Raw genomic sequence first — 12944 nt, forward strand, 5'->3', positions numbered from 1 at the left:
CAATTCCACACACCTTTTCAAAAGTTAAAGATCTTTCACGAGATCTTCGATGCTAGATAATGCAGACAACGTTAATTCCTTATTGCTGAAATCGCTCAATGTTTTTTCGCGTGCTTTTTTCTGCGAACAATGCTCAATCGTCTCGATAAGATGCCTGTGAAAACGATCCATAAAGCACTCAATTGAGTGTTTGCTGAACGCCTGGGTGTATACCGCTTTTACTTGAAGCCGTCCGTCCGTAATGAGAGCGTTGATGTCCAGCTCATACTCTCGTTCTCTCTCACCCGCTATTTCGTAACGGGGCTGGTAATATGATAATTGAAACGTATCAGCTTCTTTCTCTTCGCTAAATTGACCGAGATAATTAAAGCTGACCTCAGGCTCTTTATGCCGCAGTTCTCCTATGTGTGTTAACAATCCGTATCCAGTTCCTTTGTTCGGTACTCTTCTCAGCATATCTTTTGTCGTCTTAATTCGGTATGCGAGCTGATCCTCGAAAGGCTCGGGAATACCCATGTCTAGCAGAATAGGATAAATGGAAGTAAACCATCCAACGGTCCTTGAAATATCAATGTTTGGCACATGCCCTTCTCTACCGTGTCCCTCAGTGCTGATCACGACTTGGTCATGCCCAGTCCATTCAGAAAGCGCCATTCCTAAAGCCGTAAGCAAAAGTTCGTTGGCATCAGTACCATAGGCTTGCTGGGTTTCAAACAGCAATTTTTCAGTCCAGTCCCCGGATAGTACAAACGCTGCTGCGTCGCTGTTCATTTGGAGTCTGTCCGGCACATTTTCTATGTCCTTAGGAAGAAAAGCAGTGTGAGCGTCTAAAATCGTTTGCCAATACGTTTTCTCTGAAAGCAATTGTTTACTTTCAGCTATTTGGGTAAGACCATCGGCGTAGGATAAATAAGAATCCGTTTTTGGCGGTAATTGGATTTCTTTCTTTTCTAAAGCCTGTTGATATGCTGCAGCTAAATCTTCAAGCAGAATTCTCCAAGAAACGCCATCTATCACAAGATGATGAAGTGCAATCAGCAAATGATCCCCTTCTGCCGTTTTAAACAAACCTGCTTGCAGCAAAGGCCCTTTTTCTACATTCATTTTGCTTTGAATGACGGTTTCCTCAGCGGCAAGTTTTTCATCAAGATGAGCCCTTTCCAGCAATGCTTTTGTCCAATCTGAAATATAAAGGCCAAACAGTTCATGATCCTTGTGATTGATTCCGCGATTAAACTGAATGACATGGCCGTTTTGGTCACGTTGGAAAATCATGCGAATGGCATCATGATGCTCGATTATTTTACGCAGCGCTAGATGAAGCGCGTTAGCATTGAATCCTTTTTCACTGAAAAGCATGACGGACTGGTTGTAATGATAGTGAAAAGCATGTACCTGTCCGAAAAATCTTCGCTGAATCGGGGTGAGTTCAGCTTCACCTTCCGCAGGTCCCTGGTCCGCTTGAGATGCCAATGGTGTGATATGTCCGCATAGTTCCTGAATCGTTGAATAACGGAATAAGTCGCGTATTGTCATGCTCCAGCCTTCAGCTGCCAGACGTGCTGCCACTTGTAATGCTTTAATTGAGTCTCCGCCAAGCTCAAAAAAGGAATCGTGAATGCCGACTCGTGACATGCTCAGTACATCTTCCCATATATACGCCATCGTTTTTTGCATGTCGTTAACTGGTGCGGTATATGGACGCGATAACACATTATTTGGAGCCGGCAAGGCATTTCTGTCCAGCTTTCCGTTTAGGGTCAGCGGCATGTTTTCTAAAGGAATCAGATGTGCAGGAATCATATACGCTGGCAGCTCCTTTGTTAAAGCAGCACGGAGAGCATTCGTATTGACGTCTGAAGGCACAATATATGCAGCCAAACCAGCCTGTCCATTCTTATCATGCTGAACGGCAACAGCAGCTTCTCTGACAAGCCCAGTTTGAAGCAGAACACTTTCAATTTCTTCTGTTTCAATTCTGTATCCATTTATCTTTACTTGATAATCCATTCGGCCAAGAAGCCGGATCGTTCCGTTTGGAAGCCAGCATGCTCGATCACCGGTTCTGTACAGCCTTTCTCCAGAGACAAATGGATTTTCTGTAAATTTCATTTGCGTTAAGTCAGGTTTATGATGATAGCCTTTCGCAACACCTGCCCCGCCGATGCACAGCTCGCCGGCAACACCGATCGGCTGAATTTGATCAGTCTGGCTGAGTACGTACATGTGTACATTCGGCAGCGGGCTGCCGATTGGTACGTTATCTCCCGTACACTCTCCACCCATACTGGTTTCATAGAAACTCGAATCAATGGTTGCCTCTGTGACACCATAGCTATTAATGATGCGCATGCTTTGGTCAAAGCGATCTGTCAATGTTTTGAAATCTTGAGCCTTCACCATGTCGGAACCAAGGATCAGTATGTCTAAGTCAGGAAGCTTGAACTGATTACGGTATACATACTCCATCACCGGGATAATGAGAGCCGGTGTCGACTCCATCACCGTGATTCTCTGAGAGTTCATGATTTTATATATTTCAGCAGGTTCCAGCCGTGTTTCATCTGGGCAAACGATTAGAGTCCCGCCGTTGGTCAATGTTCTCGCCAAATCTCCTGAGAAGACATCGAATGAAAAGCTCGCGATTTGAAGCAGTCTGACAGGCTTCCGATCCAGTTCATAAATTTGACGCCAAGCAAGAGCAGCATGAGTAAAGTTCTGATAGGTGACAATAACACCTTTAGGCGCACCCGTCGTTCCTGACGTATAAATGATATATACCGGCTCTTCAGGAGCAGGAGATAAGTTAAGGTTGCAGTTACTTTCTTCATAAGTGCTTTCATCGTCAAGGCAGATATGAGACATCTCAGATTCAGGCAAGTTTGAAATCAAATGCTTCAATTCCTGCTGTGAAAGTAGAATATCTGCCCCGCTATCACGAAGAATATATTCAATACGGGCTTTTGGATAATGTGAATCGATTGGGATATACACTCCGCCAGCTTTCATCACTGCCAGCACTCCAACAATTGCATCAATGGACCGCTTGGCTAATACAGCCACAGTTGGCTTCGGTCCTTTTCTCTTTTGCAATGTTCGTGCCAGACGATTGGCTCTTTCATTTAGAAGTCGATAGCTAATCTCTATTTCGTTATCAATAACAGCTATATGTTCTGGAATTTCTTCAGCTTTCGCTTCAAATATGCGATGAAAAGGAACATCTTTTTGAGCAAATTCAACCTGAGTTTTGTTAAATTCAAAGACTATTTTTTGTTTTTCTTTATCACTAAGTATGTTTATTTGTGCAAGGCTTGTTTCAGGGGTTGAAAGTGCCGCATGCAGAAATTCGGTAAAATGATCGGCCCAGCGTTCAATCGTAGCTTTCAGGAATACTTCTGTACTAAATTCCATTTCGCAGCAAATAGATCCACTTATTTCCGTAGCTATTAATGTGATATCAAATAAGGAAATGTGATGTGCGAAATTGGCAGGCCGGACTTTTATTTCTCTCAGATCTATGTCTTGTTTTTCCACATTTTGAAGGATAAACATCGCATCAAACACTGGGTTCCGGCTCATATCTCGTGTCAATTCAAGCTTATCGACAAGCTCTTCGAACGGGTAATCTTGGTGCTCAAAGGCTTCCAATGCTGTCTCACGCACTTCCTGCAAATACTGTACGAATGGCTTCCCGCCCTCCGGGCGCGTCCGAAGCGCCAGCGTGTTCACAAACATGCCGAGTATCGGCTCAAGATCCTTGTGCGGCCGGCCGGCAATTGGCGAGCCGACGATGATATCTTCCTGTCCGCTTAAGCGTGACAAGAACGCGGTGTAAGCCGCAAGGAGCACCATGTACAGGGTGCTTCCGTTTTCTCGTGCCAGCTTGTGAAGGCCTGATGCAACCTCTGGTTCCAGCGTAAATGAGACCTTGTCACCCGCGAAGCTTCGCACCGGCGGGCGGGTATGATCAGCCGGAAGATCCAGCACAGGCAGCTCGCCCTCGAGCTGCTTCAGCCAGTACGCCTCTTGCGTTTTGTACGCGTCCCCTGTTTTAAATCCTTCTTGCCATACGGCATAATCTTTATATTGAATGCGCAGTGCCGGAAGCTTCCGATTATTGTACAGCTCGCCGAATTCCCGAATCAGAATGTTGACGGAAACACCGTCTGAAATGATGTGATGCATATCAACCAGCAACAGGTGCCGCTCATCTGATACCTTTACGATTTGGGCACGGAACAGCGGTGCTTGGCTGAGATCAAACGGTTTGATAAATGCGGCTGCGGCCTCCTGTTCGGTTCGTTCGCCGAGAACTGTAGTCTGTAACGTAAACGGCACCTCGTCATGGATGCGCTGCACCGGATCGCCTCCTTCGTCCTGTTCGAAGGCGGTTCGAAGCGACTCGTGGCGCTTGATCAGCTCTTTGAAAGCTCTGTCCATCCTTTCAGGGTTGAGCTTCCCTTCGAGCTCTAACACAGCCGGCATATTGTAGCCTGTCCCTCCGTCTTCCAGCTGCTGAAGGACATAAATCCGCTTTTGGGCAGAGGAAACCGGATAGGTTTCCTGTTTTTCAGCGGGCTTAATCGCTTCATATGGACTGTCCGTTCCTTCACGGATAACGGTAGCCAGCCCTTCTACCGTCGGATGGGCAAACACATCTTTTAGCGGCACCTGTACATCGAATTCTTTGGCGATCCGTGAGACAAGCGCTGTTGCTTTTAAGGAATGCCCCCCGCGGTCAAAAAAGTTATCGTGAATCCCGACAGGGCCATTTTTCAGCACGTCCTCCCACAGCTGAGAAAGCTTCATCTCAGTCACGTTTCTCGGCGCCGTGTAGGTCTCCGCATCTGCCGCTCCGTTAAGAGCTGGCAGGGCGTTTCGGTCGAGCTTTCCGCTTGGCGTAACCGGCCACTGTTCCATCTCTATCATATAGGCTGGGACCATGTAGCCCGGCAACAGTCTCTCAAGCTGCGCTCGGACTTCGTTTCTTTGGAGCCCTTCTACATAAGCGCATAATTCCGGCTCCCCGCTGTCTGTCCGTACGGTAACGGCCGCCTCTCTTACACCTTCTATACTTCTTAGTGCCGCTTCAATTTCTCCCGGCTCAATCCGGTAGCCGCGGATTTTCACCTGATCATCCGTGCGCCCGAGGAATTCAACATTCCCGTCAGGGAGCCAGCGCGCCACATCCCCGGTTTTGTACATGCGTTCACCCGGGTAAAACGGGTCTTCAAGAAAACGCTCCTCCGTTAATGCCGGCCGATTCAAATAACCTCTGGCAACACCCGCTCCGGCAATGTATAGTTCGCCGGCGACACCGGAAGGCTGTACGGCTAAATGCGGATCTAAAACATACAAACGCGCACCAGGTACGGGCTTCCCAATCGGAATCCGCAAACGGTCTCTGTCCCGTTCTGGATCTAACACGTAAAATGCCGCGTCTACCGTGGCTTCTGTCGGCCCGTAGCCATGGATTAATGATACCTGCGGCAATACAGAAGCAAAACGGGCTGCCGTACGCGGCGCAAGCGGTTCACCTCCGGCGAATACACGCTTTAGGCTTGTCCTGTCACTCAGCCTTTCGATTTCCGCTTGATCGAGAAAGCTGTTCAGCATAGCCGGAATAAAATGAGCCGTTGTCACGTTTTCCTGATGAATGGCTTGTACGATCAATGCGGAGTCTTTTTCCCAGCCGGGCGGAAGCAGATACGCCGAAGCACCGGAAAGAGCCCACCAAAACAGCTGCCACACAGACGCATCAAAGGAAAAAGAGGTTTTCACCATGACAATGTCATCTTCCGAAAGCGGAAACTGGTACTGCATGCCGGTCAGAAAAGAAACAGCCTGGCGGTGCTCAACGGCCACTCCTTTCGGCTGCCCGGTAGAGCCCGATGTATAGATGACATAGGCGAGAGATCCGTCGCTAACAGAAGCAGACACATGACGTTTTACTTCTTCACACTCAAGAGATGTCATGTCCACTTCAAGCGTTTCGCCAGAAAAGTTTGGTGCGGAGCATCCCGGCTGTGTCAGCAAGAGCGATGCCCCGCTGTCTTTCAGCATGTAGCTCAGCCGCTCCTTTGGATACGCAGGATCAAGCGGCAAATACGCCCCTCCGGCCTTCAATACAGCAAGGACAGCGATCAGCATGTCAGGTGAGCGTTCAGACAGGACACCGACGATACTTTCGTTTGTGACGCCGCGTGCCGCAAGGTGCGCAGCCAGCCGGCTGGCGTACATGTCAAGCTCAGCGTATGTCAGCGAACCGCCTGAAAAGCGAATGGCTGGCCGCTCCGGTGTGGAAGCTGCCTGTTGCTCAAACAGCCCATGTAGGGTGAAAGCTTTAGGTGAAACAGATACTGTCCTGTTAAACTCATACAACAATTTTTGCTTTTCTCTTGTATTCGTCATATCTAATTCTCTTATAAAGCTGTGCGGATGTTGAAGGGCGTTTTCCAGTATGGTAAGCAAATGAGATTGTATTCGTTTAATATCCTCAAGAGAAAACAAGGTATTTTGATAGTCGAAATTTAATTGAATGGTTCCATTGTCTATCCGTTCTTGTATTTGAACTGAAAGCTCATTCGCGGTGTATCCGCTGAAATAAAGCGCTGTTTCATAGTCAAAATCATCTGCATTATGCCACTGAAGTGGCTGATACTGCATAGATATACCGATAAGGTTGTGTAAATCCTTCTGTTCATTTCTTAATTCATTTACAAGCAAATTATAAGGAAACCGTTGATGTCGCATAACAGAAAGCTGTTCCCTGCCTATTGTGCGGACAAAGGAAAGAAAATCTGTGTCAGGATCAACCGTTATTCTGATTGGAAGAGAACTAACGAACATGCCGAGCATTTCTTTTTCAGCCTTTGACCCTCTGTTGCCATAGTAGGTGCCAATGGCAAGATCTTTTTTAGAAGTGATTCGGCTGATGCATATGTAAAATGAAGCCATAAATAAGGAAATGATATTGATCTTGTGTTCTTCGCAGAAGATTCGAATCGTTTGCTCTAGATCAGGTGAAAGAATGATGGTGTCTCTGGATGCAGATGTGCTCTGTTTTTGTAAGGACGTCTGGTCGGCTAACGAGTGGTATTCCAACGGGTGCTCAAAGGTTTGCGTCCAAAATAAACGGTCCTTTGCAAACCGCGGAGATTGTAGATATTGACTCTCTTTTTCGATGTAACTCAAGTAAGAAGGTTCCGGCTGATCAGGTAAAGGATCTTTCTTTTTCATTTTTTGATAAAGATCTATAATTTGATTTCCCATCACATTTAAAGAGATTCCATCCATTATGATATGATGGAATTTCGCAAATAGCCAAACTTCATGAGAGTCAATTCTAAGGAGGTAAAATTGATAAAGAGGCGAGTTGAACAGTTTAAATGGAATGCTCGCTTGATCCTGAATCCATTGCTCTATTTCTATCATTTCAACATTTGAAAAATCAATTATTCTAAGTGGATAATATTTATATTCAGTAAGGTGCAATCGCGGCTCAAGCTCTTCCCCTTCTAACAGCTGAAATCTAATGGCGTCGTTGCGGGAGATGGAATGATTCAGCGCTCCCTCTAGAGTATCAAGCTTAATATTGCCTTTGAATTTCACACAGGCTGCGAGATTGCAAATGCTGGTATCTGGCTCCAGCAGTTCGGTAAACCACACTCTCCTTTGGGCATGGGTTAAAGAATAAGTATGTTCGCTCAACGGATTCCCTCCAGTTCTCATAATAAGAGGATAAGAAAAAGTAGAAAAAAGCAGAAAAATGTCAATAAAAGAAATTATATGACTATATAATCCATATATGCACTATATTAACGGATATTTTTTAAAGTACAATAAAAAACATTAAATTTTTATAACATTTTTTTGAATATAGTATTATTTCTTTATTTTTCGTTTCTTTTTTTATCAAATTTCCGGATATAAAGTGATAAAAGTATTGTTTTACATAAGGTCTTATACACTACTTTTTAATCGAACTAATTTTCTTTTGTGCATCATTCTTCTAATTGTTGGAAGGTTCGACAAAGCGTTATTACAGACATAAAAAAACCTGTTTTCTCTTGGAAAACAGGTCTGCCGCTATTATTGATTTGCCAAAATGACAGCGATTTGATCCTCAATATCTTTTCCATCCTCTTCATCAATCAATCCATTTAGAAGAATAGAGAAAACAAGTTTTTTTCCGCTCTTTGTTTCTGCGTACCCCGATAGAGAGCTTACCGTACTGAGCGATCCGGTTTTTGCTCTTACTTTTCCTTGTGCAGGAGTGTCTTTCATGCGGTTTCTCAGCGTTCCGCCCACCATTCTGTCAGGATTGCCCGCAACAGGTAAAGAATTTAGATAAGCCGAGAACCAACTCTGATCCTGAATGTCGTATAACAGCTGTGAAAGTTGATCTGAGGATACAGCATCAATATGTGAGATTCCTGATCCGTCCCTTAAGACGAGTGATTTAGAATCAACACCAAATTCCGGAAGCGTACTGTTTAACACTTCGAGCCCCTTTTCCCAGCTCCCTTCTCCTTTTTTCACTTTCCCCATCTCTTTTACGAGCACTTCGGCATGTCCGTTATTACTTAATTTCATGAACGGCACAAAAAGTTTCGATAAAGGCATTGAGCGATGAGAGAGCAGCACATCTGAAGAACTAGGTGCTTCACCCGTCTTGATGTCCCCTTTCACAGTAATACCTTGTTTTTTTAGTGACTGCTTAAATAAATCTAAGGCATATCCGGCAGGCTCCCAGACAGAAATCCATTCCTTTGTCTTGTTTGCGTCAACCGGTACGCTCCCTTCAATTGTAATCGTGTTTGTTCCATGCTCTCTTTCGATTGTGAGGTCTTTCTCTGAACCGGCAGCAGTCGTTTCAGCATCGTTCTTTATCGTTATATAATCGGTTTTCGGAGAGACAGACACGGCAGGCTCTTCCCCTTCTTTTTGATTTGGGGTGACCTCAACAATCACAGTGCCTGCATCATAGTCTTCGTTTGGAGACGCTGTTAGAGCGGAGATTGGCGCGCCATAATATGTGTATTCATCGCTCCAAGGCATATCAGGTGATAATCGCATGTCATCATGCCACGTATCATCACCGATCAGATTGCCTTTAATTACTTTTACGCCGGAATGTTTCAATTTCTCAGCCATTTTGTCAAAATCAGATGGTAAAAGTGTCGGATCGCCTTTCCCTTTCAAATAAAGGTTACCATTCAGCTTTTTCCCTTTCAGTGTTCCATCCGTCCGGACCTCGGTTGTAAAAGAATAGTTCTCGCCAAGGACAGAAAGTGCCGCGGCCGCTGTCAAAAGCTTTAGAGAAGAGGCAGGCCTCATTCGGGTGTCTCCTGAATGTTCATATAGAACAGCACCTGTTTCCGCAGAGCGAACGGTGATGCCGGCCATTGCGCCTTCGAGGGCAGGATGATCAGCTAAAATCTTATCGATCTGCCCGGAAAGTGCATCTTGTTTTTCAGCGGCAAGCGCAGCCTGATGCATATAAGGCACCGAAGCAACGACGAAAAGCAGTAAAACAGCAACATAAAGCTTTATGCTTTTTTTCATTCATTTCCCCGCCTCTCTGCGCTTCATCATTGGCTATTGATGATTCAGTTCAATGGTGATACTGCTTTTAGCTGTCGTTTCTTCTCCCGGCTCCAGCACTTGTAAACCAGTGAGTGACGAAGGTAAATCAAGATTCACAGCGTTTGTCACCCATGTGTAAGGTTCAGGGCATAAATACCCTTGTTTTCCGTCCGCATTGTATACAACCCAATGTTTAAACTGTTCATCTGCCTTATAAATAATGCTGATATGTGCATGCTGATGATAAATGACTGTCTGGTTTTCTCCGCCCCTCTTCTGATAAGAAGATAAAAAGACATCATCCAGCTGCTTGTGGCGCAAATCCATTCCTTCATGCAAAGCTTCTTTATACGGGACATCCATCAGCTTCCCGGTCGGCAGCAGGCGTTCATCCAACTCCCATTGCTGATCTGCTGTCAGGGAAAATAATGAGCTTTCTGCCGGAAATATAAATGTAGTATGATAACCAATTCCCCAAGGAAACGCTTCCTTTCCTTTGTTCATGACCGTCGCATGTTTAAATAGGGTATTCTCCTTGATTGTGTATGTCATCCGAACGACGGCATGATGAGGAAATTGCTTCTGCACATAGGGAAGCTCAGAAAGATCAATTTCTGTTTCAACAATCACTTCTTCATCAGTTTGCTTCGTGGTCACGACATTCCACTTTTCATGGTAAAGAAACCCGTGAAGATGGTTGTGTTTATCCTTCTCGTTGATATCAAAATGATACGTTCTGCCCCGGAAACTGAATGTACCGTCACTTATGCGGTTAGGCGGGAACAGGATTGGAATGCCATACAATGTTGGTGTGTCGTGAAAACTTTCTGCTGTTTCCGGTTCACGCAAAAGCTGGACATTTGTTGTTTTATCCACGAGAGAAATGACGTTGCTCCCCCACTCAGGGACAACAATCATTTCTAGATGTTCGTTGCCCGCTTTGATGGCCGGTGTTCCCAAATAAGTCATTTTTTCAATAAAGTTTGCCATGTTTACTCAACCTCTCCTTGATTCATTGCTAGTATAAGAATTCAATGTACTGTACCATATTTCCTCCATTTTATATTTTCCCCTATCAAATAAAAAAACACCGTTCAAACTTATGAACGGTGTGATTCGGAGGCTATTGGATGAGACGTGTGATTTGTTTCTTTTTCCAGACGAATTGATAATACCCATAAATCAACAGCAAGCTGACGGCAAACGCAGCTGGATAACCAACCCAGACGCCGAGTATTTCAAGCTTTGTATAGTGAGAAAGGACGAAAGCAACAGGCACCTCTACTCCCCAGATTGCAAAAATACTGATGACGGTCGGCCATAAAACCGTTCCGCTTGCCCGCATCGTTGCAGAAATAATTTGGGCATTTCCAAACAGCAAATAGCTCCACAATGTAATCATCAAAAGACGGTGCGCAATGTAAAGCGTCTCTTGCTCGGTTAAAAATAACGATAAAATCTGGTGTGAAAAAACATAGATCAGAATGATCAGTACGCCGCCAATGATATAATTCAGCCAAATCCCCACGCGAATGACCTGCTTTAAGCGGTCAAACTCGTTCGCTCCGATCGATTGCGCAGCGAAAATAGAAACCGCAATACCAAGGCTGACGGCCGGCATCTGTACATAGCTGGCCACCTGGTTGACCACTCCGTATGCAGCTGTTGCATTAGAGCCGTAATGATTGACGAATGAAATAACCGCTATCTCTGATAATGAGACAAGAATCATATTGATGCTTGCTGGGACCCCAAGACGCAGCAGGAGAACCAGCAGTTCCTTATCCATTTTCAAATAACGACGCACTGTTTTATCAAATTGCAGCGGGTGTTTTCGCTTTCGTAAATACACCATTAACACGAGAAAAGTCGCAATCGTAGAAATGACAGTTGCATATGCCGAGCCGTATATGCCCAGTTTCGGAAAACCAAACATGCCAAGGATTAAAACAGGCAAAAGTGCGATGTTGATGACCGTGCTCACAATCAGCGTATAAAACGGTGTCTTGGAATCTCCTGTTCCGCGCAAAAAGGTAGTATATGCAAAATATAAAAACATAAACGGCATAGCATAAAATAAAATACGTGCATAGTTAGCGCTGACATGAATGACATTTTCAGGTGTTCCCATTAAACGAAGGATATCCAGGGTGAAAATACTGCCGATAACGGCTAACACAACGCCTAATAAAAATGTAAACGTGAGTGTCGTCCCGACAACAGCCTTTAGCCGTTCCTCATTTTTCGCTCCGTAAGCTTGTCCGATCAGAATCGAACTTCCTGAACCGATCCCAATTGTAAATGAGATTAAAAGAAAAAATAACGGGAAAAAGGATGATACAGCTGCCACTGCATCAACACCGAGCCATCTGCCTACAGCCATCATCCCGACTAGCTGGCCGACTGATTGCAGCACATTGCTCAGCAGAAGCGGCACTAAAAAGAGTGACATCGACCGCCAAACTGATGGTTTGCTTTTCTTTTGAGTTACAAGAGGTTCTTGTGATGTTTCCATATTAAAGGACTCCTTTATTTGAAATCGTTTTTAAACATGTCCTCATTTTTTGACAAAAACAGGATATGTAACATGTTATTATTCATCACTGCACATATGAAACCCTTCCCGATTCTTCTAATTTTACACATCTTTTTAGCTTATGAAGAATAAACTAGCAAGTAATGGCGTATTTTTTGTGAGTAAAAGAATAAAAAATAATTTATGCAAAAGTATTGTAATCTATACGTAATTATTGTAACATTTGTAACATAAGAGAAAGAGATTTTGAAGGAGAGAGCGATAATGAAAAAATGTCTTCTATTTCTAACAACCATTGCACTTATTCTGTCATTAAGCACAAATGCATTTGCGAAAAATACATCAGGCGATTTATCACAAAAACAAGCATTACAGTTGGCATTATCCGCTAGAGAACATTTTTGGAACACCATGAGCGGCCACAATCCGAAGGTGAAAAAAGCAGTTTGCCCATCAGGCACATTTGAGTATCAAAATCTTCAATATGTATACATGTGCAGTGATCTAGGCACTAAAGCAAAAGCGGTGAATTATTTAACTCCTATTTTTACAAAAACAGCAATCGAAAAAGGCTTTAAAGATTATCATTTCACTGTTTCAAAAGGAAAACTTGCTGTTCCAATCGGTGACGGAGACAATCTTTTGAATTGGAAAAAATCAACTGCTAAACTGATCTCTAAAAAAGGCAGCACAATCACATACGAATTTACCGTCCCTACATTAGACGGATCCCCTTCTGCAAAACGGAAAGTGACATTTGTGAAAGAAAATAAAAAATGGAAAGTCAATCAATTTGACGCAGTTATATAAGAAAAACGCC

Annotated in this window: 5 protein-coding genes; 1 reads left to right on the forward strand and 4 read right to left on the reverse strand. The window is 44.2% G+C overall.

What is annotated here, in order from left to right:
* Positions 1-24: 24 nt before the first annotated feature.
* From ppsA to NSU05_RS09765, 4 genes are all read right to left on the reverse strand, one after another.
* Positions 25-7710: a plipastatin non-ribosomal peptide synthetase PpsA gene (ppsA, locus tag NSU05_RS09750; protein WP_339204687.1), complete on the reverse strand. Its 7686-nt coding sequence runs from the start codon at positions 7708-7710 to the stop codon at positions 25-27.
* A gap of 381 nt (positions 7711-8091) precedes the next feature.
* On the reverse strand, positions 8092-9567 hold the full coding sequence (dacB, locus tag NSU05_RS09755; RefSeq protein ID WP_024573330.1) for a D-alanyl-D-alanine carboxypeptidase/D-alanyl-D-alanine-endopeptidase: 1476 nt from the start codon (positions 9565-9567) through the stop codon (positions 8092-8094).
* A gap of 33 nt (positions 9568-9600) precedes the next feature.
* Positions 9601-10578 carry an aldose 1-epimerase gene (galM, locus tag NSU05_RS09760; protein WP_038429067.1) on the reverse strand — a complete coding sequence of 326 codons (978 nt, stop codon included), beginning with the start codon at positions 10576-10578 and terminating at the stop codon, positions 9601-9603.
* Between the two features lie 133 nt (positions 10579-10711).
* Positions 10712-12103 (reverse strand): MATE family efflux transporter, encoded by a 1392-nt coding sequence (locus NSU05_RS09765; protein WP_004399508.1) that lies wholly within the window; start codon positions 12101-12103, stop codon positions 10712-10714.
* A gap of 285 nt (positions 12104-12388) precedes the next feature.
* Between NSU05_RS09765 and iseA the strand changes: the two genes are divergently transcribed.
* Complete coding sequence (gene iseA, locus NSU05_RS09770; RefSeq protein ID WP_004399558.1) at positions 12389-12934, forward strand: DL-endopeptidase inhibitor IseA; 546 nt, start codon at positions 12389-12391, stop codon at positions 12932-12934.
* The last annotated feature ends 10 nt before the right edge of the window (positions 12935-12944 follow it).

Source organism: Bacillus sp. EU52, from assembly GCF_037964975.1.
In the GTDB taxonomy this organism is placed as follows: Bacteria; Bacillota; Bacilli; order Bacillales; family Bacillaceae; genus Bacillus; species Bacillus subtilis.

Bases quoted from the DNA above. Each gene is read 5' to 3' on its own strand.
- iseA (WP_004399558.1), top strand. From the start codon at position 12,389: ATGAAAAAATGTCTTCTATTTCTAACAACCATTGCACTTATTCTGTCA.
- dacB (WP_024573330.1), bottom strand. From the start codon at position 9,567: ATGAAAAAAAGCATAAAGCTTTATGTTGCTGTTTTACTGCTTTTCGTC.
- NSU05_RS09765 (WP_004399508.1), bottom strand. From the start codon at position 12,103: ATGGAAACATCACAAGAACCTCTTGTAACTCAAAAGAAAAGCAAACCA.
- galM (WP_038429067.1), bottom strand. From the start codon at position 10,578: ATGGCAAACTTTATTGAAAAAATGACTTATTTGGGAACACCGGCCATC.